We start from the raw sequence: 22716 nt of genomic DNA on the forward strand, positions 1-22716 counted from the left end.
GCCGCGCCCTTGTTGCCGCGCTCTTCCTTGACGACCTGCACCAGCATGATCTGCCGGCGGCGGATCACTTCCTGGATCTTGTACTTGCGCATCAGCCGCCGGCGGCGCCGGGCGACCTCTTCCTCCATGACGTCGTCGTCGTCCGCCTCGGCGTCGTCGTCGTCCTCGCCGTCCGATTCGCGGGCGGCGGGAGCGTGATGCTCTTCCTCTTCCTCGGCCTCCTCGCGCAGCAGGGCTTCGCGGTCGGCGACCGGGATCTGGTAGTAGTCGGGGTGGATCTCGTTGAAGGCGAGGAAGCCGTGGCGGTTGCCCCCATACTCGATGAAGGCCGCCTGCAGCGACGGCTCGACCCGGGTCACCTTGGCGAGGTAGATGTTACCCCGCAGCTGCTTTCGGTTCTGGCTTTCGAAATCGAACTCTTCAACGCGGTTTCCGTCGATCACCACCACGCGGGTTTCTTCCGGGTGGGCGGCGTCGATCAACATCTTCTTGGTCATAAAACGAATCTCCGCGGCGCAGTCCGGGCGCGTAGCCCGGGCGCAGCCTTGCTGTGATGCGGGCGCGCGCGCCGGAAGCCGCGACGCCGACTGAGGCGAAGCGGACGGCGAAGAGCCGATGAGGGGCTTGAGCAGCGCTGCCCATTGATGTGTTCCTTGGCGCGCGGGTAAGGCGCGTGTCGGAGGGTGCGTCTCGGCCGAAGGCCTGAGCCTCGCCGCTGACACGGGGTTTCGCGCGGAACAGGACCCGGCCGACGCCGGAACGACTTGCGCGCAGGGCGACATTGCAACAGCAGGGCGCAAAAGAAAAGCACGACGCTCGCGCGGGAGGCGTTTAACGCTTTGTTACCCGGCGGGCGGCGTATAGTCCGCCGATCAGAGTTAACGAGAACGGTGGTGGGGCGGCGGATGCTCGCGGGGCTGAGCGACGTCATCAGAGGCGCAAAATTCCGGTTCGCAGCCATCGCGGCGGGTGGATTGGTGTGCCTCGGGGCCTTCGCCGTCTCGCACGCCGCCACGACCCACGCCGACGTGCTGAAGATCCGGCTGGGCGGCGACCGCACCGCGACCCGCATCGTCATCGACCTGAACGCTTCGGCGACCGGCAAGCTCGCCGCCGACGGCGCGGCGGATCGTCGCGTCGTGGTCAACCTGGCGGGGGTCTCCGCCGGCTCCGGACAGCAGGGCGGGGGGCAGGGCCTGGTGAAGGCCTGGATGCTCGACGAGGCCTCCGGCGGCGCGCGCCTGCGGCTCGACCTCGCCGCCGACGCGGTGATCAAGCGCCGCTTCCTGCTGCCGCCGGCCGACGGGATCGGCGCCTACCGCTATGTGATCGACCTGGCCGCCGCCGGGCCGGCGCCGGCGCTCGGCCGCGCCGCCCCTCTGCAGGCGTTCCCCGGCGGGCTCAACCCGGCCTCGGCGCTGCGCCTGACCTCCCGGCCCCTGCCGAGCCGGGCCGCGCCGCTCTCGCTCAAGAAGGTGGTGGTGATCGACGCCGGCCACGGCGGCCGCGACCCCGGCGCCCACGGGGCGCAGGGCGTGGAGAAGGACGTCACCCTGGCCGCCGCGCGCGCACTCAAGGCGCGGCTGGAGAACAGCGGCCGCTACCGCGTGGTGCTGACCCGCCAGAGCGACGTCTACGTCCCGCTGGAGACGCGGGTGCAGATCGCCCGCCGCGCCGACGCGGACCTGTTCATCTCGCTGCACGCCGACGCCGGCTCCGATCCGAACCTGCGCGGCGCCAGCGTCTACACCCTTTCCGAGAAGGCCTCGTCGCGGGCGGCCAAGTTCGTCAACAAGGACGACTGGTTCATGAAGGCCAACATGGCCGGCGACTCCGGGGTCAGCGACATCCTGCTCGACCTGACCCAGCGGGCGACCAAGAACCGCTCGGCCGCCTTCGCCGAGGGCCTGCTGGTGCGGGTGGAGCGCCAGACCCCGCTGCTGCGCCGCAGCCACCGGGACGCAGGCCTGGTGGTGCTGCTGGCGCCCGACGTGCCGGCCGTGCTGCTGGAAATGGGCTTCATCACCAACTCGGGCGACGAATCGGCCCTGCGCGACGCCGGCCGGCGCACCCGGCTGATGAACGCCGTCGGCGACGCCATCGACGACTATTTCGCCCGCGAGACCCGGCTGGCGGCGCGTTGAAGCCGGCGTGGCCGGCGCGCGGAAACGCGGAAAATCTCCTGTAATCCAGCGCGCTGCACCGCTTCGGCGGCGCCTCGCGGCCGCGGTGCCGGCGCTCGCCTCCCGGGCGAGGGGCGTGTTGGCGCCCGCCGCGAGGCAGGGTAGAGACCGCAGGGCGGGACGTGGGCGCCCGCGGAGGTCCCAGCGCGTTGAATCCCCCCGGCAAGTGGCTCGCCATCGCAGGCGTGACCGTCCTCAGTGCGGTGGCCGTGGCGGGTCTGGCGCTCGCCATCTATGCGGCCTGGCTGTTCCACGACATGCCCGACGCCGGCGACTTGGTGGACTACCGGCCGCCGACCGCCACGCGCGCCTACGCCATCGACGGCACCCTGATCGGCGAGTTTTCCAACGAACGCCGGATCTTCGTGCCCTACGACCGCATCCCGCCGCAGCTCGCCCAGGCGTTCATGGCGGCCGAGGACCACAACTTCTTCCGCCACGGCGGCGTGGACGTGACCGGCCTCGGCCGGGCGATGCTGAAGAACGTGGTCAACGCTGTCGAGGGCAAGCGCTTCGAGGGCGGCTCGACCATCACCCAGCAGGTGGCAAAGAACGTGCTGCTGAGCAGCGAGGCCACGGTCGGGCGCAAGCTGAAGGAGGCCATCCTCGCCGGGCGGCTGGAACAGACCCTCACCAAGGAGCAGATCCTCGAGCTCTACCTGAACGAGATCTGGCTGGGCTACCGCTCCTATGGCGTGGGGGCGGCGGCCTACAACTATTTCGGCAAGTCGATCACCGACCTGGACCTGGCCGAGTGCGCCTACCTGGCCGCCCTGCCGAAGGGGCCGCAGAACTACCACCCGATCCGCCAGAAGCGGGCCGCCATGACCCGGCGCAACATGATCCTGGACCAGATGGCCGCTCTGGGCTGGGTCAGCCGGGCGGACGCCGAGGCGGCCAAGCAGGAGGACCTGAAGGTCCAGGCCGAGCCCAGCCGCGCCAAGTACAAGGACGCCGACTACTTCGTCGAGGAGGTCCGCCGCCGCGGCCACGCCACCCTGGGCGAGCGCCTGAACGAGGGCGGCTACTACATGCGCACCACGCTCGATCCGCGGCTGCAGACCGCGGCGCGGATCGCGCTGATGGACGGCCTGGAGGCCTATGACCGCCGGCACGGCTGGCGCGGGGCCTGGGGCCACCTGGACAGCCCCGAAGGCTGGGAGGACGCCGCCAGGCGCATGGCCCGCCCCGCGGAGCGCCGCGACTGGAGCCCGGCGCTGGTCGCCTCCGCCGACGGCGCGGTGCGCGTGCGCCTGCCGGGCGGCTCGACGGGCTCGCTGGTGGCGGCCGACGTGGCCTGGGCCAAGGCCGGGAAGGGGCTTTCCGCCGGCGACCTGATCTTCGTCGCCCCGGGTCCGCAAGGCGGCTACCTGCTGAAGCAGGTCCCCGCGGTGAACGGCGCCCTGGTGGCCATGGAGCCGCATTCCGGCCGGGTGCTGGCGATGGTCGGCGGCTATTCCTATTCGCTGTCCAACTTCAACCGCGCCACCCAGGCCCAGCGCCAGCCGGGCTCGGCCTTCAAGCCGATCGTCTACGCCACCGCCCTGGAAAACGGCTACACCCCCGCCAGCGTGGTGGCCGACGCGCCCATCAGCCTGCCCGGCGCCAAGCAGGGCGAAGTCTGGTCGCCGGAAAACTACTACCACAACTTCCTGGGGGCGCAGGTCCTGCGCCGGGGCCTGGAGCTGTCGCTTAACACCATGACCGTGCGCCTGGCGCAGGGCGTCGGCATGCGCAGGATCTCCGACATGGCCACCCGGCTGGGCGTGGTGGACAAGATGGATCCCGTGCTCTCCATGGCGCTGGGGGCCGGCGAAACCTCGCCCTTCCGGCTGACGACCGCCTACGCCTCCTTTGTCAACGGCGGGCGCAAGGTCGAGCCGCACCTGATCGAACTGGTGCAGGACCGCGAGGGCAAGACGATCTTCCGCGCCGACCGCCGCGACTGCCCGCATTGCCGGGCGGGCTTCAACGGCGACGAAAGTCCGCGAATCCAGCCCTCGGGCACGCAGATGTTCGACCCGATCACCGCCTACCAGATCACCTCCATGCTGCAGGGCGTGGTCCAGCGCGGCACCGGCACGGCCGCGCTGGTGCTGAACCGCCCGGTGGGCGGCAAGACCGGCACCACCAACGAGTACCGCAGCGCCTGGTTCGAGGGCTTCACGCCGCAGATCGTCGTCGGCGTGTTCGTGGGTTTCGACGACAACCGCAGCCTGGGTCACGGCGAGACCGGCGCCCAGGCCGCGCTGCCGATCTTCGTCGAGTTCATGAAGGAGGCCATCAAGGGCTACCCGCCGGACGATTTCAAGGCGCCCGCCAACGCCAAGTTCGCCATGGTGCGCGGCATCCGCGAAGCCTTCCGGCCCGGCACCGAGCCCAAGCTGGCGGTCCCGGCCGGCCTGGGCGTGCGGACCGGTCCGCAGCCCTATGCGCCGGGTCTGCCGGGGTCGCAGTTTCCGCTCCCGCCGCCGGCCGCGCCAGCCGGCAAGAAGTCCGACGACCTGAATGGATTGTATTGAAGGCCGGCGCGGGCTATCTCCCGCGCCCCACACTGGAGTCACCCATGAGAGCGGATGTCGAGGCCGGAAAGGCCGACGTCGAGCAGTCGATCGAACTGCTCAGGAGGCGTCTTTGACTGGGAGCCAGCCCTCCGCCGCCTGCATGAACTGAACGCCCGGGTCGAGGACCCGAGCCTCTGGGACAGTCCCTCGGCCGCCCAGAGCCTGATGCGCGACCGCCAGCGCCTGGCTTCGCAGGTCGAGGCGGTGCAGAGCCTCGAAAGCGAGCTGGCCGACGCCATCGGCTACGCGGAGCTCGCCGACGTCGAGGGCGACGAGGCGGCCTTCGACGAGGCCTGCGCCCAGCTCAAGGCCCTGAAGGAGCGCGCGGCCCGCGCCGAGCTCGAGGCGTTGCTGTCCGGCGAGGCCGACGGCAACGACGCCTATGTGGAGATCAACTCGGGCGCCGGCGGCACGGAGTCCAACGACTGGGCCGGCATGCTGCTGCGCATGTACAGCCGCTGGGCCCAGGCGCACGGCTACGGCGTGGAGTTCGTCGAGGAGACCAACGGCGAACAGGCCGGGATCAAGTCGGCCACCATCCAGGTCTCGGGTCCGAACGCCTACGGGTGGCTGAAGACCGAGGCCGGCGTGCACCGCCTGGTGCGGATCTCGCCGTTCGATTCGAACGCGAAGCGCCATACCTCCTTCGCCTCGGTCTGGGTCTATCCGGTGGTGGACGACACCATCGAGATCGAGATCAATCCGGCCGACGTGCGCACCGACACCTACCGGGCCTCCGGCGCCGGCGGCCAGCACATCAACAAGACCGATTCCGCCGTGCGCCTGACGCACATCCCCACCGGCGTCGCCGTGGCCTGCCAGGCCGGCCGCTCACAGCACCAAAACCGGGACGAGGCGTGGAAGATGCTGCGGGCCCGGCTCTACGAGCTGGAGCTGCAGAAGCGCGAGGCGGCGCAGCAGGCGCTGGAGGACCAGAAGACCGACATCGGCTGGGGCCACCAGATCCGCTCCTACGTCCTGCAGCCCTACCAGATGGTCAAGGACCTGCGCACCGACGTGGAGACGTCCGACACCCAGGGCGTGCTCGACGGCGACCTCGACGCCTTCATGGGCGCCTCGCTGGCGCAGCGCGTCGGCGTCACCCGCGACGCCGACGCGGCGGAGTAAGCAGGACCTCCGCCCGGAGGGAGAGCGTCTTCAGACCGAGCCGTGTCGACCGGAAGAAGGGCTAGGCGACGCTTTTCGGTTCGCCGTCCGGCTTCGGCAGGGAGGGTGAGGCCGGGGCGCTGATCTGCGGCTGCTGGGCGCCGGCCGGCCGCTGGAACTTCAGGCTGCGGCCCTGGAAGAAGGCGCCGATCTCCATGGCCAGCTGCTCGTGGGTGATGTCGCCGTCCACATAGGCCGAGGCGTGGAGGCGCACCTGCTTGGCGGTGACCGCGCCCACGATCCGGCCGCGGTTCTCCACCGATTCCGCCGTGATGGTGCCTTCCACATGGCCGGTCTCGCCGATGGTCAGCTTGGCCACCCTGATGTCGCCGCGCACCACGCCGTCCACGTGCAGCTCGCCGTCGCCGGCGACCCCGCCCTCGATGGTGATGTTCTCGGCGATCAGCGTCGCCACCTTGGGCTTGCGGGCGCCGGCGGCGTCCGGGCTCCCGGAGGCGCCTCCGTTGTCGGTCTTCGGTGCGGGCGCCTTCATGGGGCCAGGGTCCGGTTTAGCTGCCTTGGAGAACATACTCGCCAGCCCTTACGAAGCGGTCGGGATTTTGCGGGCGGCCGTCGACCCACACCTCGTAGTGCAGGTGCGGGCCGGTGGACCTGCCGGTGGAGCCCATGGCGCCGATCCGCTGGCCCACGGCCACGCGCTGGCCGATGCGGACGGCGATGCCCTGCAGGTGGGCGTAGCGGGTCTTCAGGCCGCCGCCATGGTCGATCTCGATGGTGTTGCCGTAGCCGGAGCGGACGCCGGTGAACGAGACCACGCCCGGGCCTGTCGCCTGGATGGGCGTCATGAAGCCGCCGGCGAAGTCGAGGCCGGAATGGAAGGCGGGACGGCCGGTGAAGGGGTCGAAACGCACGCCGAAGCCGCTGGACCTGGGCGTGTTCTCGGTGGGGTGCGCGAGGGGCAGGCGGTCGAGCGCCGTATTGAGCGCGCGCGCCTCGGAGAGGCCCTCGGCGGTGTGCTGGACCCGCTCGGCGAAATCCTCGTCCACGTCGAGCACGGCGGCCAGGGCCCGGGGGTCCTTGGCCTCGATCAGCGGTCCGCCCAGGGCGCTGCCCGCGGGTATGTAGGTCGAGGGGGTGAGGCCCGCGAGACGGAAGGCCAGGCGCAGGCGGTCGGCCCGGCTCTTGGCGTAGCTGTCGGCGGCGTCCAGCAGTTGCTCCTGACTGATGCGAACCATCTCGACCCGGTGCAGCGGATTGGCGTCCGGGGCGGCCAGGGCGCGGCTGATCGCCGGCGTCAGCGCCTCGGCGGCGCCGGGCTGGTCCTTGAGGTCGGTGAGCAGCAGGGCGAGCGCCGCATGGCGCTTCTCCACGGTCGCGGCCACGGCGCCGATGGAGCCGTCAGAGGCGTCCAGCTGGGCCATGGCGCTGTTCAGGCGGGCCTGGCGGTCGGCGATCCAGCGCTCGTACTTCGCCTCGGTGCGGGCGACCTCCCGGTCGCCGGTGGTCAGGGCGAACGCATTCATGATCATGGCCGCGGTCGCCACGCCCATCCAGAGCGCGCAGACCGCCACGCCGCCGGCGGCGGCCATCTGCTTGCCGGGGGTGAGGACGAAGCCTTTCATCGCGCCGCCTGAACGGATGTAGAGGTGCCGTTCCGGGAACAGCTCTTCCAGCGATCGGCGTAGGCGCGCGAGGCGTTTCATGCTCACCGCTTCGGAAACTCAAGGCTCCGGCGATATGCGATGAGATTCCCCGAGGGCGCAAGAGCTCCGGCGCGCACGCGCGCGGGGGCCTCCGGCGCCCCGAAGCCTGGGTCGTCCATGGTTAACGCAGCGCCAAGTCGCGGACCAGGGTGTGCGCCGCCGAAGCCGGTCCCGCGCCGCCGAATCGGGCCGGACGCGGCAAATCCATCACAGGGGCGCGGCGAGGGCCTCGCGCGCCCGGGTGGGCGGTCCGGCGGAAGGCGCGCGTCGGGCGCCGCGGCAACAGCTTGACCTTAAAGGGCTTGCGCGGCCTTCAGCACCTCGGCGGCATGGCCCGCCACCTTCACCTTGCGCCAGATGCGGCGAATCTTGCCGGCCTTGTCGATCAGGAAGGTGGAGCGGTCTATCCCCATGTACTTGCGCCCGTAGAGGGTCTTCTCCCCCCATGAGCCATAGCGCTCGATCACCGCCCCCTGCGGGTCGGAGCCCAGCGGTACGGCCAGGTCGTACCTGGTCTTGAACTTCTCGTGAGAAGCCACGGAATCCTTCGAGACGCCGACCACCGTCGCGCCGGCGGTCGCAAACTCGGCGGCCAGGGCGCTGAATTCCTGCGCCTCCTTGGTGCAGCCGGTGGTGTTGTCCTTGGGGTAGAAATAGAGCACCAGCGCCTTGCCCTTGAAGTCGGCGAGGCGGATCGGCCCGCCGGGCCCGCTCAGCTCGAAGTCCGGCGCTTGCGCGCCCTCGGTCACGTCGGCCATCCGGTCCTCCAGGGTGAAGCTTGCGCCGTCACCTAGTGTCGCGGGGCGGAAAGGGAAAGCCGTTTCGCCGCCCCGGTCCAGGCCTGCAGCGTCCGGAGGATCGGGCGGCCGGGACGGCATGGCGTCGACCGCGCCCCTGGGGCCAGGCCGGCCGGCGGGTGCAGCCAAGTCGCCCGCGGCGCCCTGTCGCAGTGCGGCGCCCCCCGGGAATGCGATACACGGTTGTCCTGGGTGAACGTGATCAACCAGGGGTGCGGGCGATGCAGGGTTGTGGCTGGGGGGACCGCAAGGGTCCGCGGCGCGAGGTCTCGCCATGAGATCGCCCTGGCCGACGTGGGCCGCCAGCCTGGCCGTGGGCCTGGCCGGATTCGCCGCCGCCATGGTCCTGGCGGTCAACGCATCCTGATCCTATTCATCACGCGGACATCTCGGCGCCAGCATCGTCAAGGCATGGCGGGCGAGATTATAGATAATATACAGTAACTAAAGATAAGAATTTCCGGATATTGTTAGATTTACCTGCAGGTAACCTCAGATGCGCATGGTGTGCGACGTATGGTCACGCCTATGACGGAGAAGGGGCTTCAATTGACAAAACTACTGAAGAAATTCGTGGCCGACGAGTCGGGCGCCACGGCGATCGAGTATGGCCTGATCGCCGCGCTCATCGCGTTGGCGCTGGTGAGCGCGTTGAGCCTGCTGGGGCCGAAGATCGGCAACACCTTCAACAGCGTCGGCAACAACATGCCGTAATGTCTGGAGCGGGCCGGCCCGGTTTGGGGCCAGCCCGCCCCGCAATCCTGCAGAAACGGCGCGTGACGGACGCCGGAACCGGCTTTGGCTTCCGGTCGTCGCGCTCCAGCGCAGCCTTCGCCTGGCCGCCGCGCGCCTCAGCCGGCCGCGGCGCGCCAGGCGTCGGCCAGCGCCAGGAACCCGGCCACCGGGATCGCCTCCGCCCGGCTCTCCGGGGCCAGGCCGGCGGCGCGGCACAGCGCCTCGCCGCCCAGCGGCCGCAGGCTCGCCCGCAGCATCTTGCGGCGCTGACCGAACGCGGCGCCCGTCACGGTCTGCAGGGCCTCCAGCCGCCGCCCGTCCGGCGCGTCGTCCCGGGGCGTCACGCGCACCACGGCGGAATCCACCTTCGGCGGCGGGGTGAAGGCCCGCGCCGGCGCCTCCATCACCAGCTCACACCGGGCGCAGGCCTGGGCCAGCACGCTCAGGCGGCCGTAGACGCCGGAGCCGGGGGGCGCAACGATCCGCCGGGCGACCTCCTTCTGGAACATCAGGGTCATGGCCGTGGGGCGGAAGCCGCCGGTCAACCACTTCACCAGCAGCGGCGTGCCGACGTTGTACGGCAGGTTCGAGACGACCGCGGCCGGCGCGCCGCCCACCAGCGCCGCCTCGTCCACCGCCAGCGCATCGGCCAGCACGAGCTGCAGCGCGCCGTCCGCCGCGATCGCCAGGTCCTCCAGCAGCGGCCGGAAGCGGGCGTCCTTCTCCACCGCCACCACCTTGGCCCCCGCTTCCAGCAGGGCGCGGGTCAGGCCGCCGGGGCCCGGCCCGACCTCGATCACCGTCGCGCCCTCCAGCGGCCCGGCCAGCCGGGCGATCTTGCGGGTGATGTTGAGGTCGAGGAGAAAGTGCTGCCCCAGCGACTTGCGCGCCAGGAGGCCGTGCGTCTCCAACGCCTCTCGCAGGGGCGGCAGGGCGCCCAGGCTCATGCGCTGCGGCGCTGGGCGATCTCGCGGGCCAGCTTCAGGGCCGCCACCAGGCTGTCGGCCCGGGCCTGGCCGCGGCCGGCGATGTCGAACGCCGTGCCGTGATCGGGGGAGGTGCGCACGATCGGCAGGCCCAGCGTGATGTTCACCCCGCCCCAGAAGTCCAGCATCTTCACCGGGATCAGCGCCTGGTCGTGGTAGAGGCAGACCGCACCGTCGTAGCGGCGGCGTATCTCCTCGGCGAACAAGGTGTCCGCCGGCCAGGGGCCGGTGGCGTCGACGCCCAGGTGGCGGAGCGCACGGATCGCCGGGGCGATGATGTCGACTTCCTCACGCCCGAGCTTGCCGGACTCGCCTGCGTGCGGGTTGAACCCGGCCACCGCCAGCCGCGGCGCCTCGATCCCGAAGTCGGTGCGCAAGGCCTGGGCGGTGACCAGGCCCGCATTGACGATCCCCTGGACGCTGAGCGCGCCGGACACCTCGGCCAGCGGTTCGTGCACGGTCACCAGGCTGGCCCGCAGGTCGCGGGCGGCCAGCATCATCACCGGGCCACGCGCGCCGTCGAAGCTGGCCGCGGCGGTGAGCTCGCCCAGGAATTCGGTGTGGCCGGGGAAGCGGAAGCCCGCCTCGTAGAGCGGCGCCTTGGCGATGGGCGCCGTGACCAGGGCCGAGACCACGTTGGAGAGCGCCAGGCCTACCGCGGTCTCGATCCAGCGGATGATCGCGGAGGCCGCCATGGACGAGGGCTGGCCCGCCACCACCGGCGACCGCAGGGGGATGTCGAGCACCGGCAGGGCGGCGGGGAAGGCCTTCACCGCGTCGGCGGGGGCGGTCACCCGCCGGAGGATCGAGGCGCCGGCGACGGAGGCGGAGGCCAGGGACTGGAAGTCGCCCACCACCATGAAGGGGTGCCCGGTGTGGCGCAGTTCGTTCCAGGCCTTGACGATGATTTCAGGGCCGATCCCCGCGGGGTCACCAAGCGTCAGGGCGATAGGTCCGTTGCTCACCGCGTCTCGATTGTGGCCGAATTCCTGAGATCCCGCATGTAACGCCGGGAGATCATGCTCAGCTGCTGACCATAAAGGCGATTCTCGATTTGATCGTGCGAGATCTCCTGGTCGCCGGCGGCGCGCCGGCCGCAGACCGCCACCAGGTGCAGGCCCGCGCTGGTGCGGATCGGCTCGGACACCTGGCCGGGCTGCAGGCTTTCGGCCGCGGCGCGGAAGGGCGCCGCCAGGTCCTTGATCTCGGCCTCGCCCAGGTCGCCGGCCACCACGCCGGGAACCTTGGCGGCCGCAGCCTCCAGGGTCTCGCAGCCGGTGATCGTGGGGCGCAGGCTCTCCAGCTTGGCGCGGGCGGCGGCCACCTCGGCGTCCGAGGCCTGGGCGTTCAGCGCGACGGCGGCCTGCTTCATGCTCACCAGGGCCGCGCCGGCGCCGGCGCGCTTGTCGCGCAGGTAGACGATGTAGACGCCGTCCTTCACCGGGATCGGGGTGGAGAGCTGGCCCGGACGCATCTGGTCGAGGGCCTGCTGCACCTGCGGGACGACCTCGCCGGTCGACACCCAGCCGGCGTCGCCGCCGCTGGCCGCGGTGGGCAGGGCGGAGAACTGCCGGGCGACGGCGGGGAAGGGCGCGCCCTTCTGGATCTGCACCACGAGCTGGTTGGCGCCCTGCAGGGCGGCGTCCATGCCGCCGACGCGGCCGGCGTCGATCATGATCTCGCTGATCTGGTACTGCGGCTTGGAGGCCGCGGCCTCGGCCTGTTTCTGCGCCGCCTTGATCTGGTCCTCGCCGATCCGCAGGCGCGAGCCGTAGCGGCCGCGGATCCAGCGCTGCCAGCTGATGTTGGCGCGCACCTGTTCGCGCAGGGTCTCCGGCCCGATGCCCTGGGCCCCCAGGGCCCCGACGAACTGGTCGCGGGTCATGTTGTTCTGCTGGGCCATGCCCGACAGCTCTTCGTCGACCTCGTCGTTGGTGGCCACGAGCTCGATCTTCTGGTCCTTCTCCAGCCGGCGCAGCTCGATGAGCTGCAGGCGCTCGTCGACCAGCGAGACCAGGGCCTCGCGCTGGAACTGCGGCAGGGTCTGCTCGGTGGGCTGCACCCCGGAGGTGGCGATCAGCAGCCGCATCCGCTGGGCGAGGTCGTAGGTGGAGATGATCTGGTCGTTGACGATCGCCGCCACCGATTCCGACATGTTGCGACCGGCCGGAGGCGCGGCTGGCGGGGGAGCGATTTGCGTCGGAGCCGCGGCCTGGGCCGCGGCGGCGAGCGGCGAAGCGGACAGCATGAGCGCGACCAGGGCGGCGCGCCGCGCGGCCCTGCCGTTGACGTAACGCACGCGCATCATGGGTGATTTCATTCCTTGGTGCGGCCCTATGGGCCGGAGGCTAGCGGGTATAGACAGGTTCGCCCAATGTGGCGAGGGTTAGGCGGATCGCCACGGAGTTCGAGGGGCCCAGCCGCCCGATCACCGTGTCCTCGTGCCGATAGACGATCTCGAAGCGCGTGCAGTCGTCGCGGTAGACGATCCCCAGGTCGCGGATCACCCAGGCGCGCTGCACCAGGTCGCGGTTGCCGTAGGCCGAGACCCCCCAATGCCGGGTCAGGTAGACCTCGCCGCCCAGGTCCAGGTTCTCGGTCTTGTTGCCGTTGATGTCGTGGTCGTCACGCAGATAGCGGACGTAGCCGGAGCCCCATTTCGTCGCCACGTTCGCCCCGCTTTCGGCCCGGTGCACGGCGAACGTCTCGGAGTCCAACCGCGCGCGGGTGAACAGGGTCAGGCCCCTGATGGGCTGGGCGTCGCCGGCGACCACCCAGTCCGAGGCCTTGGAGCTCAGGCCGGATTGGGGCGAGAAGACGTCGTCGCGCTGGGTGCGGAAGCTGCGGCCCACCAGCAGGCTGGCCCGCCGGCCGTCATCCCACAGCACCGAGGCCCGGCCCGCGACATTGAGGCGCGTCCCGGTCTCGTAGAGGTCGAAGCCCGGAAACTTGTTGGCGCGGAACAGGTTCGACTCGTCGAACTCGAAAGCGACGCTGTCCTCGTTGAGGTAGACCGGCGCGCCCGTCGCCGTGCGGCCGATCACGATGGCGTGGGCGTCGGGCGAGACCGCGACCTGCGCCAGGGGCTCCAGGATGACGGTGGAGTTCCTCCAGCGGCGGAAGAACGGCATGGAGAGGTCGGCGCCGGCCACCGCCAGGGCGCGGGTCTCCCTCGAGGAGGTGCGGGTCGTCCCGCTGGGCAGGTCGGCCAGGTCGTAGGCGTCGGCGCGCAGGTTCACGAAGGGCTCGACCCGGAGGCCCATGGCGCTGGTCCAGGAGGCGCGCCAGTCGGCCTCGCCGGTCACCCGGCGGCTGTCGAGGCCGGGCGTCCGTTGGCCGGCGACGTCGTACTGCGACTGCTCGCGGGTGAGCGCCACGGCGCTGGCCTGCAGCCGCAGGCGGCCGCCGACGAGCCCCTGCGCCGGCTCCCAGCGGGCGTCGACCAGCGGCCCGATGATCGGGAAGGCGCGGTCGTTGTCGCCGGGGCGCAGGCCCTGCACGCTCATGCCCGCCAGCGAGAAGTACGACCGCTGGTCCTGCCGCACCGTGTAGAGCTGCGAGATCAGCCGCCGGTCGTCGGCCACGTAGGGTCCGCGCGCCTCGTAGACCGCGCCGACCTCGTACTTGTCGAAGATCAGCCGGTCGGACGTCCGCTCGGCGGTGAAGCCCCAGCGCCATTTCTCGTCGATCTGGAAGCCGCCGCCAGCCAGGATGTAGCTGCGCGAGGTGCGGTCGCCCACCCGGTCTCCGTCGCCGTTGAAGTCGCGTTCGTAGGTGTAGCCGAAACGCGCGTCGACCGTTCCCGAGTAGAAGCGCTTGCGGACCCGCATGTTGAGGAACGGGTTCACCTTGGTGTTGATCTGCGGGCTGACCGTCACGTCGGAATAGGGCGAGGTGATGATCAGGTAGGGCTGCTCGTAGGAGAAGCCGCGCCGGTCGGAGAGCGACGCCTTGGGTTGCAGCAGGCCGGACTTGCGCTTCGCCCTGGGGTCGGCGTGCCAGAACACCGGCAGGTAGATCACCGGAACGCCGAACGCCCGGATGACGGCGTTGCGATAGTAGATGATCTGCTTCTTCTTGTCCTGGACCACCTTGTCCGCCTGGATCGACCAGGTGGGGCGCACCGGCTTGTCGCCCACGCAGATCGGGCAGGGGGTGTAGATCGCCCGGTTGAGCTGCTGGATGGTGTCGTTGCGCCGCACGACGCTGGAGGCGGCGATCTTGATGTTCTTGTCCAGGCGCGCGGTGAACCCGGTGGCCGCGCCCGCCTTGGTCTTCTCGTCGATCACCGCTTCCTTGGCCGTCTCCACCGTGCCGTCGGCGTTGACGATCTGGATGTCGCCCTTGGCGCGGACGACGCCGGTGTCCTCCTCGTAGGTCAGTTCGTCGGCCCGCAGGGTGCGCCCGTCGATGCGCATCTCGGCCTGGCCGGTGGCGGTGGTGACGTGGGTCTTGTCGTTGCGGGTGACGAGGTCGGCCTCAAGGTACATCTCGTTGCCGACCAGGCCGTCGGGCCCGGGCCCCTGCGGGGCCGTCGGCGCCGTAGGGGCGGGAGCCGCAGGGGCGGGAGCCGTGCCGGCCGCCTGCGCGCCGGCCGCGGGCGAGCACAGCGCCGCCAGGGCTGCGCCGGCGAGCAGGCCGCGTCGGGCCGAGGCGATGCGCGAACGCCGACCTGAACTCATATGCGCTAACTTTCCCCTCGCGGCTTTGCGGAGCCGATGGATAGCCGGGCCGGCCAAGGATTCAACCGTCTTCGGTGTAACAGAGCAGCGTCAGTCCCGACAGCAGGGCGACCAGCGGCGGCGCCCAGGCGGCGGCGTACAGCGGAATGATCCCGGCGTCGGCGAGCGCGCCGGAGAATTCGTTGAAGAAAAAGAACACGAAGCCCAGCGTCACCCCGGCGCCCGCCAGGCCCGCCAGGCCGCCCAGGCGCGAGAGCCGCAGCGAGAACGCCGCCGCCAGGATCGACATGGCCGCAAACAGCAGCGGCGAGGCGAGGAGCTGCTGGTATCGCAGCCGATAGCCCGCGGCGCTGAACCCCGCCAGCTCCGTCAGCCGGATCGCCGCCGGCAGCCGCCAGAAGGCGATGGCTTCCGGCGAGGCGAAGCGCTCCATCGCCGCCTCGGCGTCCAGGGTCGAGCGGATCGACATGGTGTCGGAATGCACCGAGTTCTCGCCGGCGCCGGCTTCGCGCACGTCGGTGAGCCGCCAGAAACCGGGCAGCAGGGTGGCCTCGCCCGCCTCCAGCCGGCGCTTGAATTCGGGCGTCCCGCGGGCGTTCTTCTGGTAGATGAACAGCGACACCCCGCGCAGGCGGACGACGCCGTTCACCGTCGCGCGCCCCTTGGCGTGGATGACGATCTGGTTGCGGTCGTCGCCCTGGCGCAGCCAGACCTCCTTGGGCGCATAGGCCATGGCCGCGTCCATCAGCTGGCCGCGCTCGGCCTCGTAGCGGGCGTTGAGCGCCGCGGCGATCGGATTGACCACCGTCACCGTCGCCACCCCGATCAGGAAGGACGCCCCCGCCGCCGGCAGGATGAACCGCCAGGCCGAGACCCCCGCCGCCCGCATCGCCACCAGCTCGCTGGTCCGGTTCAGCCCGACGAAGGCGGCGATGCCGCCGAACAGGAAGACGAAGGGCATCAGCACCAGCACGATGGCCGGGCAGCGCAGCAGGGTGAGCCAGAACAGCTGCGCCGCCCCGGCGTCGGCCCGCACGCCCACCGTGCGCGACAGGTCGACGAACTGCACCAGCGCGATCACCGCCACGATCACCGCCAGGGCGGAGGCCACCGAGGTGAGCGTGCGCTCCAGCACGTAGCGTTCGATGCGCCCGGCCCCAATCATGCCGCAGCCGCCCGCGTCAGGCGCTGGGTCGGGCGCCTGATGTCGATGAACCGCGAGACCTTCTGCCGGAAGATCAGCCGCAGGGCGACGGCGATGGCCGCGAGGGGCGGCGCGAACTGCAGGGGGTTGAGCCAGGCCTCGGTCTCGCAGCCGGCCTGCACCATGAAGCCCAGGATCCGCACGCCCGCGGCCACGGCCGCCGTCGCGGCGATCCGCCGGCCGTAGCCCAGCCGGCTGAAGCCGCCGCCCAGGATCGCCGCCAGCGCCATGGCCACCGCGGCGATGTTGTAAAGCGGCGTCGCGATGCGCGCGGTGGCCTCCGCCAGCAGGCGCGTGTGGTTGTGGCGCTCCCAGTCCTGCTGCAGGTCGGGGAACAGGAGCTCGTGCAGGTAGCGGTCGGAGGGCTTGTAGTGGATGAGCTCGTCGGTCTGGTTCAGCGGCGACAGGTCGAAGGGATAGTCGTCGAACGTCAGGTAGTTCAGGACGCCACGCTTGCTGAATTCCTGGGTGGTGCCCTTGTGCATGTAGAGCACCGGGCGGCCGTCGCGCTTCATCAGCCGGCCTTCGTCGGCGGTATAGGTGGTGGAGGAGCCGTCATCCTTGATCTGGTGGATGAAGAGATTGTGGATAACCCCCCGATTGTCTACGGATTGGGCATAGACGGTCAGGCCCGGGGTCGGGGAGGTGAACTGGCCGTCGCGCACCAGGGTGCTGGCCAGGTCGGCGTTCACCTCGAAATAGCTCTCGCGCATGGCCCGGAGCGACGCCGGCTGCACGAAGAGGTTCATCACCAGGGCCAGGAAGGCCACCGTGCAGGCCAGCCGCATGGCCGGGCCGATCACCCGGGCGCGGCTCATGCCGCCGGCGAAGCAGACGACGATCTCCTGCTCCGTGTGCAGCCGGTTGAGCGACACCAGCGCCGCCACGAAGAGGGCGATGGGCAGCACCATGTTCACCAGCTGCGGCATGGCCAGCAGGGTGATCTTGATGAACACCAGCGCGCTCTGCCGCTGGTTGATGATCAGATCGAGGGCCGACAGGCTCTGGCTCAGGAGCGCCACCATGGACAGCGCCAAGGTGGCGAAGATCGTGGGACCCAGCATCTGGCGCAGGAGATAGCGGTCGATCAGGCGCATCGGCTAAGGCTTCATCCGCACAGCCAGATCCCCACCCGCCCGACGGCGCTGCGGCGCCGCCGTCCGGCGCGTCCAGCGATGGGCGGTTCAATCGAGCCCGCACCTGTCCAAAAAAGGGCGCGGAGAGATGAATCGGCGCGCTCTGGCCGCGAAGCTGTTCTAATCATGCGCCGCCCCGCCACACAACCGCCGCTGGAGCCCGCCGGCTCACGATCGGCGGTCCGGCCGCCCCGAGCTTGAGAGAGTGCGAATGGATATCCAGTTCGTCGTCGCCGACTCCGCGACTCCGCCCAAAACCGCTCACGCCCTGGTGGTGTTCGAGGGCCAGCCCCTGGCGGGCGCGGCGACGGCCATGGACGCGGCGACGGGCGGCGCCGTGACCCGGGCCCTGGCCGCAGGCCGGTTCACCGGCGCGAAGGGACAGCTGCTCGACCTGCCCGCCCCATCCGGCGTGGAGGCCGCCCGGGTGCTGCTGGTGGGCGCGGGCAAGGCCGAGGTGTTCGCCGACGTGGGCGCGGAGCACGCCGCGGCCGCGGCCTACCACGCCGTCAAGGGTTCGGGTCTGACGACCTTGCGGGTCGAGGCGCCGGACGCCGCCCGCGCGGCGCACATGGCGCTGGGCGTGCGCCTCGCCGCCTACCGGTTCGACCGCTACAAGACCAGGGAGCCGGCCGACCGCAAGCCCTCCGTGGTCATGACCCAGGTGGTCGCCGCCGACGTCGATGCGGCCCTGGCCGCCTTCGCGCCCCTCTCGGCCGTGGCCGACGCCGTGGCCTTCGCCCGCGACCTGGTCTCCGAACCCGCCAACATCCTCTATCCCGCCGAGTTCGCCCGGCGGGCGAAGGCGCTGGAGGGCCTGGGCCTGGAGGTGGAGATCCTGGGCGAGGCCGAGATGGCCGAGCTCGGCATGGGGGCCCTCCTGGGGGTCGGCCAGGGCAGCCGCCGCGAGAGCCAGCTGGTGGTGATGCAGTGGAAGGGCGCCGGCAAGGGCCAGCCCCTGGCCTTCGTCGGCAAGGGCGTCTGCTTCGACACCGGCGGCATCTCCATCAAGCCTGCCGACGGCATGGAGGACATGAAGTGGGACATGGGCGGCGCCGCCGCCGTCGCAGGCCTCATGCACGCGCTCGCCGGCCGCAAGGCCAAGGTCAACGCCGTGGGGATTCTGGGCCTGGTGGAGAACATGCCGGACGGGAACGCCCAGCGGCCCGGCGACATCGTCACCTCGATGTCCGGCCAGACGATCGAGGTGATCAACACCGACGCGGAGGGCCGGCTCGTGCTGGCCGACGCCCTCTGGTACTGCCAGCAGCGGTTCAAGCCCAGGTTCATGGTCGACGTGGCGACGCTGACCGGCGCGATCATCGTGGCCTTGGGGAGCGACTACGGCGGCCTCTTCTCCAACGACGACGAGCTGGCGGCGAACCTGGCCGCCGCCGCCGCCGCCGAGGACGAGCTCCTGTGGCGCATGCCGCTGCCGGCGCAATACGAGAAGGGGCTGGAGAGCCTGGCGGCGGACGTGAAGAATCTCGGCGGCCGTCCCGGCGGCTCGATCACCGCGGCGCTGTTCATCCAGAAGTTCGTGAACGGCCTGCCGTGGGCGCACCTCGACATCGCCTCGACCGCCTGGAAGAAGCCCTCCACCGTTCCCACCGTCCCCGACGGCGCCACCGGCTTCGGCGTGCGCCTGCTCAACCGCATGGTCGCCGACAAGTACGAAAAGTAGGCTTGGGGGAAGCTTGACCGAGGTCTGGTTCTATCATCTGGAGCAGACGGCGCTGGAGCAGGCCCTGCCGGAGCTGCTGGAGAAGACGCTCGCCCGCGGCTGGAAGGCGGTGGTGCGCGCCCGCGAGGCGGGCCGCATCGAGCACCTGGACCAGTGGCTGTGGACCTATCGCGACGACAGCTTCCTGCCACACGCGCCGGCGGGCGAGCCGCACGCCGAGCGCCAGCCGATCCTGCTGACCACCGGCCAGGAGAATCCCAACGGCGCGGAGGCGCTGTTTCTGCTGGACGGCGCCGAGCCGGGCCCGCTTGATGGCTACGCCCGGGCCATGGTGCTGTTCGACGGCCGCGACGAGGCGGCGCTGGCCGTGGCGCGGGCCCAGTGGAGCGCGCTGAAGGCGGCGGGGGCCGCCATGTCCTACTGGAAGCAGCAGGGGCGGGGTTGGGAAAAGCAATGACCGGGATCCGGATGGCTGTCGGCGGGGCGACGCTGTTGCTGCTGGCGGCCTGCGCCGCCGACGAGCCGCCGCCCGAGCTTCCGCCGCCGCGGCCCGCCGCGCAGGCGCCCCAATCGGCGCCGGCGCGCGACGAGTGCGGGGCGCAAGACAATCGCAGCCTGGTCGGCCGTTCGCGCAGCGAGATCCCGGTGCCGGTGGTTCCCGCCCTGCAGCGAGTGGCCTGCAGCACCTGTCCCGTGACCCAGGACTACAATCCGCGGCGGCTGAATTTCTTCTTCGACGCCGACACCGGCGTGATCCGAGAGGTGAAGTGCGGATGAGCGACCCCCATGAGCCCGCCGAGCCCGATCCCACGGACCGGCGCAACCGTCTGGCCGGGCGGCTGCTGATCGTCGCCCTGGGCGTGCTGCTGGCCGCCTATGCCGCGGTGACGTTCCTGCGCTGAATCCGGCGGGCCCGCCCGGGCCGCAGGAACACCCGGCAGACGCGGGGATCGATCTTCAGCAGGCGTTCCGTCAGCGCCTCGGCGGCGTCATGCAACTCGTCGCCGCTGAGCCCGTCGCGGAAATCGACGGTGACGGCGACCAGGATCGCCTGCGGTCCAAGGTGCAGGCTGGCGACCTCCACCACCGCCTCGACGCGAGGATCCTCGGCGGCCGCGGCCTTGGCCCGCGCGACGACGTCCGGCGCCGCCGCCTCGCCGGCAATCAGGCTGCGCGTCTCGTTGGCCAGGAAGATGGCGATGGCGGTAAGCAGCAGCCCGATCAGGATCGAGGCCGCGCCGTCGGCCCACGCCATTCGTCCCCAGCTCGCCGCCATGACGCCCACGCCCGCGATCGCCAGGCCGGTCACGGCCGCCCCGTCTTCCATCAGGGTGGCGAACAGGCTGGGGTCCTTGCTGATCTTCAGGAAGCGCCACAGCCGCACGTCGCGGCCGCGCACCACCTTGCGGAACGCCCGGTAGGCCACGGCGAAGGAGGAGGCCTCGAACACGGCCGAGACCGCGATGACGCCGAGGCTCAGCCAGGGCCGCTCGATCGGGGCGGGGGCGCGCAGCCGCTCGACGCCCTGCCAGATCGACAACGCCCCGCCCACCAGGAAGATCATCAGGGCCACGACGAAGGCCCAGAAATAGACCTCCATCCCGTAGCCGAACGGATGGCTCTCGTCGGAGGGACGGCTGGCGCGCTTCTGGCCCACCAGCAGCAGCGCCTGGTTGCCGGAATCGACCAGCGAGTGAATCGCCTCGGTCAGCATGGCGGTCGAGCGGGTGAAGGCGAAGGCCGTGAACTTCGCCGCGGCGATCGCGAGGTTGCCCGCCAGCGCCGTGAGGACCACCCGTGTGGAGTCCGCGGCCATCTAGCTTCCTCGCTGCTCCGATCCTTGCAAACGTCGGGGCGACTTCGAGGATGCAGACCAGGGTCAGGCGTCGGCCTTCAACGCCTCGTAGGCTTCCTGGGCCGCCATCCACTCCGCCTCGGCGGCCTCGACGGCGGCCTGGGCCCTGGTGCGGTCGCGGCCGAGGGCGGCGGCCTTGGCCGGCTGGGCGGTGAAGACCGCGGGATCGGCGAGCGCCCGGTCGATGGCCGCCAGCGCCCCGGCGGCGCGGGCGAGGGCGGCCTCGGCGGCTTCGGCGCGGCGGCGGGCGGGGCCGGTGGGGACCTTGGCCTTGCGGACCTGAACCGGCGGCTGGGACGCGACCGGCGCGGGGGCGGCGACCTGGGAGGGCGCGCGCGCGGCCACTCGGGCCCGGTCGAGGACGAAGCGGGCGTAGTCGTCCATGTCGCCGTCGAAGGGAGCGATGGTCCCGTCCGCCGCCAGCCAGAGACGGTCGGCGACCAGCTCCATCAGCGACCGGTCGTGGGTGATCAGCACCACGGCCCCGTCGTAGTCGTTCAGCGCGTCCAGCAGGGCGCGGCGGGAGTCGATGTCCAGGTGGTTGGTGGGCTCGTCGAGGATCAGCAGGTGCGGCCGTTCCATGGCCACCATGTTGAGCAGCAGCCGCGCCCGCTCGCCGCCGGAGAGGTCGGCGACCTTGGTCTCCACCTTCAGCGCCGGCAGGCCGAACTGCGCCAGGCGCGCGCGGCGCGCCGCCTCGCTCGCCTCGGGCAGGGCGCGGCGGATGATCTCCAGCGGCGTGTCCCCGGGGTCCATCGCCTCGATCTGGTGCTGGTGGAACCAGCCCACCCGCATCCGCCGGTCGCGGTGCATCTGGCCGTCGCCCAGGGGCAGGGCGCCCGCCGCCAGCTTGGCGAAGGTCGACTTGCCGGCCCCGTTGACGCCCAGCAGGCCGATGCGGTCGTCGATGTCGAGGCGAAGGTTCATGCCGCGCAGCACCGGCGGCCCCGCGCCATAACCGACGCTCGCCCCCTCCAGCCGGATCAGCGGCGGAGCCAGGGGCTTCTCCGGCGAGGGCAGGGTGAAGGGGATGGTGCGGTCCTCCACCACCGCGCCCACCGGCGGCAGCTTGGCCAGCATCTTCAGCCGCGACTGCGCCTGGGTGGCCTTGGAGGCCGTGGCCCGGAAGCGGTCGACGAAGGCCTGCATGTGGGCCCGCTTGGCCTCGATCTTCACCCGCACCGACTCCTGCAGCCGCAGCTTCTCGGTGCGCTGGCGCTCGAAGTCGTCGTAGCCGCCGGGGTAGAGGGTCAGCTTGCCGTCGGCCAGGTGCAGGATGTGGTCGACCGAATTGTTCAGCAGCTCGCGGTCGTGGCTGATGATCATCGCGGTGTGCGGATAGCGCTGCAGCCGCGCCTCCAGCCAAAGCGCGCCTTCCAGGTCCAGGTAGTTGGTGGGCTCGTCGAGCAGCAGCAGGTCCGGTTCGGCGAACAGGGCCGCGGCCAGCGCCACCCGCATGCGCCAGCCGCCGGAAAACTCCGCCATCGGCCGATCGAGGTCGGCGTTGGAGAAGCCCAGGCCCGACAGGATCTCCGCCGCCCGCGAGGGCGCCCGGTCGGCGTCGATCTCGTTGAGCTGGGCGTAGACCTCGCCCAGGTGCTCCGGCTCCGCCGTCTCCAGCTCGGCCATCAGGGCGGCGCGGCGCAGGTCGGCCGCCAGCACCGTGTCCATCAGGGTGACGGGTGTGGCCGCATGCTCCTGGTCCACTACGCCCAGGCGCGCGGTTTTGGGCAGGTTGATCTCGCCGGAGCCCAGCACGAGCTCGCCCTGGATCAGCTTGAACAGGGTGGTCTTGCCCACGCCGTTGCGGCCCACCAGGCCCACCTTGGCGTCCTTGGGCAGGCTGACGGTCGCCCCGTCGAAGAAACGGCGGCCCCAGGCGTCGAAGACGAGTTCGTAGATCTGCAGCATGCTGGCGGCTGGAAACGGGGGAGGCGGGAGGCGCGGGCGCGGGGCGGCTTCCTAACAGACACGCCCCCGGCTCGCCAGCGTGCTTGAGGCCGCCGCAGCCTTTCTCTATAAGCCGCGCCTCTCGCAACGCAGCAGACAGACAGCTCCC

At 71.0% G+C, this 22716-nt stretch carries 19 protein-coding genes and 1 pseudogene; 8 read left to right on the forward strand and 12 right to left on the reverse strand.

Annotated features, from left to right (window positions below):
- A pseudogene (locus tag VGL30_RS08225) lies at positions 1–497 on the reverse strand (ribonuclease E/G); the annotation flags it as partial.
- A 408-nt stretch (positions 498–905) separates the two neighbouring features.
- Here VGL30_RS08225 and VGL30_RS08230 point away from each other — a divergent pair.
- The 3 genes from VGL30_RS08230 (at position 906) to prfB (ending at position 5875) form a co-directional block, all read left to right on the forward strand.
- Positions 906–2144 (forward strand): N-acetylmuramoyl-L-alanine amidase family protein, encoded by a 1239-nt coding sequence (locus VGL30_RS08230; protein WP_414694967.1) that lies wholly within the window; start codon positions 906–908, stop codon positions 2142–2144.
- Positions 2145–2368: 224 nt separating this feature from the next.
- Complete coding sequence (locus VGL30_RS08235) at positions 2369–4705, forward strand: penicillin-binding protein 1A (RefSeq protein ID WP_331538736.1); 2337 nt, start codon at positions 2369–2371, stop codon at positions 4703–4705.
- Between the two features lie 44 nt (positions 4706–4749).
- Positions 4750–5875 (forward strand): peptide chain release factor 2 gene (prfB, locus tag VGL30_RS08240; protein WP_331538738.1). Its coding sequence is split into 2 segments (ribosomal slippage): positions 4750–4818 and positions 4820–5875, totalling 1125 coding nucleotides; the frame shifts between segments, so codons are not numbered across the junction.
- 61 nt (positions 5876–5936) lie between these two features.
- On the opposite strand, the gene VGL30_RS08245 is transcribed toward prfB, so the two are convergent.
- From VGL30_RS08245 to VGL30_RS08255, 3 genes are all read right to left on the reverse strand, one after another.
- Positions 5937–6407, reverse strand: a complete 471-nt coding sequence (locus tag VGL30_RS08245; protein ID WP_331538740.1) for a polymer-forming cytoskeletal protein — start codon at positions 6405–6407, stop codon at positions 5937–5939.
- A gap of 16 nt (positions 6408–6423) precedes the next feature.
- On the reverse strand, positions 6424–7584 hold the full coding sequence (locus tag VGL30_RS08250; RefSeq protein WP_331538742.1) for a M23 family metallopeptidase: 1161 nt from the start codon (positions 7582–7584) through the stop codon (positions 6424–6426).
- A gap of 287 nt (positions 7585–7871) precedes the next feature.
- Positions 7872–8336, reverse strand: a complete 465-nt coding sequence (locus tag VGL30_RS08255; protein ID WP_331538744.1) for a peroxiredoxin — start codon at positions 8334–8336, stop codon at positions 7872–7874.
- 588 nt (positions 8337–8924) lie between these two features.
- On the opposite strand from VGL30_RS08255, the gene VGL30_RS08260 reads away from it, so the two are divergent.
- Complete coding sequence (locus tag VGL30_RS08260) at positions 8925–9089, forward strand: Flp family type IVb pilin (protein ID WP_331538844.1); 165 nt, start codon at positions 8925–8927, stop codon at positions 9087–9089.
- Between the two features lie 137 nt (positions 9090–9226).
- Here VGL30_RS08260 and rsmA read toward each other — a convergent pair whose 3' ends face one another.
- The 6 genes from rsmA to lptF all read right to left on the reverse strand — a co-directional run bounded on the left by rsmA (position 9227) and on the right by lptF (position 17079).
- Positions 9227–10057, reverse strand: coding sequence for a 16S rRNA (adenine(1518)-N(6)/adenine(1519)-N(6))-dimethyltransferase RsmA (gene rsmA, locus VGL30_RS08265; protein ID WP_331538746.1), 831 nt, complete (start codon positions 10055–10057; stop codon positions 9227–9229).
- A complete protein-coding gene (gene pdxA, locus VGL30_RS08270; RefSeq protein WP_331538748.1) occupies positions 10054–11061 on the reverse strand; it encodes a 4-hydroxythreonine-4-phosphate dehydrogenase PdxA in 1008 nt (335 codons plus the stop codon). The genes rsmA and pdxA overlap by 4 nt, the downstream gene beginning before the upstream one ends.
- The gene (locus VGL30_RS08275) at positions 11058–12404 is read right to left on the reverse strand and encodes a peptidylprolyl isomerase (protein ID WP_331538750.1); all 1347 of its coding nucleotides are present in this window, start codon (positions 12402–12404) and stop codon (positions 11058–11060) included. The genes pdxA and VGL30_RS08275 overlap by 4 nt, the downstream gene beginning before the upstream one ends.
- A gap of 40 nt (positions 12405–12444) precedes the next feature.
- A complete protein-coding gene (locus tag VGL30_RS08280) occupies positions 12445–14778 on the reverse strand; it encodes an LPS-assembly protein LptD (RefSeq protein ID WP_331538752.1) in 2334 nt (777 codons plus the stop codon).
- Between the two features lie 61 nt (positions 14779–14839).
- Positions 14840–15943 carry an LptF/LptG family permease gene (locus tag VGL30_RS08285; RefSeq protein WP_331538754.1) on the reverse strand — a complete coding sequence of 368 codons (1104 nt, stop codon included), beginning with the start codon at positions 15941–15943 and terminating at the stop codon, positions 14840–14842.
- Positions 15940–17079, reverse strand: a complete 1140-nt coding sequence (gene lptF, locus VGL30_RS08290; RefSeq protein ID WP_331538756.1) for an LPS export ABC transporter permease LptF — start codon at positions 17077–17079, stop codon at positions 15940–15942. The genes VGL30_RS08285 and lptF overlap by 4 nt, the downstream gene beginning before the upstream one ends.
- A 250-nt stretch (positions 17080–17329) precedes the next feature.
- Here lptF and VGL30_RS08295 point away from each other — a divergent pair, with 250 nt between their 5' ends.
- The 4 genes from VGL30_RS08295 to VGL30_RS08310 are packed head-to-tail and all read left to right on the forward strand — an operon-like array spanning position 17330 to position 19704.
- A complete protein-coding gene (locus VGL30_RS08295; protein ID WP_331538758.1) occupies positions 17330–18802 on the forward strand; it encodes a leucyl aminopeptidase in 1473 nt (490 codons plus the stop codon).
- A gap of 13 nt (positions 18803–18815) precedes the next feature.
- A complete protein-coding gene (locus VGL30_RS08300) occupies positions 18816–19259 on the forward strand; it encodes a DNA polymerase III subunit chi (protein WP_331538761.1) in 444 nt (147 codons plus the stop codon).
- The gene (locus tag VGL30_RS08305) at positions 19256–19579 is read left to right on the forward strand and encodes a peptidase inhibitor I78 (RefSeq protein ID WP_331538763.1); all 324 of its coding nucleotides are present in this window, start codon (positions 19256–19258) and stop codon (positions 19577–19579) included. Before VGL30_RS08300 ends, VGL30_RS08305 begins: the two co-directional genes overlap by 4 nt.
- The gene (locus tag VGL30_RS08310) at positions 19576–19704 is read left to right on the forward strand and encodes a hypothetical protein (protein WP_331538764.1); all 129 of its coding nucleotides are present in this window, start codon (positions 19576–19578) and stop codon (positions 19702–19704) included. The genes VGL30_RS08305 and VGL30_RS08310 overlap by 4 nt, the downstream gene beginning before the upstream one ends.
- On the opposite strand, the gene VGL30_RS08315 is transcribed toward VGL30_RS08310, so the two are convergent.
- Together VGL30_RS08315 and VGL30_RS08320 are read right to left on the reverse strand one after the other, a co-directional pair.
- Positions 19677–20618 (reverse strand): cation diffusion facilitator family transporter, encoded by a 942-nt coding sequence (locus VGL30_RS08315; RefSeq protein WP_331538765.1) that lies wholly within the window; start codon positions 20616–20618, stop codon positions 19677–19679. The genes VGL30_RS08310 and VGL30_RS08315 overlap by 28 nt on opposite strands.
- 63 nt (positions 20619–20681) lie before the next feature.
- Complete coding sequence (locus tag VGL30_RS08320) at positions 20682–22568, reverse strand: ABC-F family ATP-binding cassette domain-containing protein (RefSeq protein WP_331538767.1); 1887 nt, start codon at positions 22566–22568, stop codon at positions 20682–20684.
- Positions 22569–22716 lie beyond the last annotated feature (148 nt).

Source organism: Phenylobacterium sp., from assembly GCF_036502675.1.
Classification (GTDB): domain Bacteria; phylum Pseudomonadota; class Alphaproteobacteria; order Caulobacterales; family Caulobacteraceae; genus Phenylobacterium.

What these genes read in the sequence shown, in the direction of transcription:
- VGL30_RS08230 (WP_414694967.1), top strand. Translation starts at nt 906, where the DNA reads ATGCTCGCGGGGCTGAGCGACGTCATCAGAGGCGCAAAATTCCGGTTC.
- VGL30_RS08245 (WP_331538740.1), bottom strand. Translation starts at nt 6,407, where the DNA reads ATGAAGGCGCCCGCACCGAAGACCGACAACGGAGGCGCCTCCGGGAGC.
- VGL30_RS08255 (WP_331538744.1), bottom strand. Translation starts at nt 8,336, where the DNA reads ATGGCCGACGTGACCGAGGGCGCGCAAGCGCCGGACTTCGAGCTGAGC.
- rsmA (WP_331538746.1), bottom strand. Translation starts at nt 10,057, where the DNA reads ATGAGCCTGGGCGCCCTGCCGCCCCTGCGAGAGGCGTTGGAGACGCAC.
- VGL30_RS08275 (WP_331538750.1), bottom strand. Translation starts at nt 12,404, where the DNA reads ATGATGCGCGTGCGTTACGTCAACGGCAGGGCCGCGCGGCGCGCCGCC.
- VGL30_RS08280 (WP_331538752.1), bottom strand. Translation starts at nt 14,778, where the DNA reads ATGAGTTCAGGTCGGCGTTCGCGCATCGCCTCGGCCCGACGCGGCCTG.
- VGL30_RS08285 (WP_331538754.1), bottom strand. Translation starts at nt 15,943, where the DNA reads ATGATTGGGGCCGGGCGCATCGAACGCTACGTGCTGGAGCGCACGCTC.
- lptF (WP_331538756.1), bottom strand. Translation starts at nt 17,079, where the DNA reads ATGCGCCTGATCGACCGCTATCTCCTGCGCCAGATGCTGGGTCCCACG.
- VGL30_RS08295 (WP_331538758.1), top strand. Translation starts at nt 17,330, where the DNA reads ATGGATATCCAGTTCGTCGTCGCCGACTCCGCGACTCCGCCCAAAACC.
- VGL30_RS08305 (WP_331538763.1), top strand. Translation starts at nt 19,256, where the DNA reads ATGACCGGGATCCGGATGGCTGTCGGCGGGGCGACGCTGTTGCTGCTG.
- VGL30_RS08310 (WP_331538764.1), top strand. Translation starts at nt 19,576, where the DNA reads ATGAGCGACCCCCATGAGCCCGCCGAGCCCGATCCCACGGACCGGCGC.
- VGL30_RS08315 (WP_331538765.1), bottom strand. Translation starts at nt 20,618, where the DNA reads ATGGCCGCGGACTCCACACGGGTGGTCCTCACGGCGCTGGCGGGCAAC.
- VGL30_RS08320 (WP_331538767.1), bottom strand. Translation starts at nt 22,568, where the DNA reads ATGCTGCAGATCTACGAACTCGTCTTCGACGCCTGGGGCCGCCGTTTC.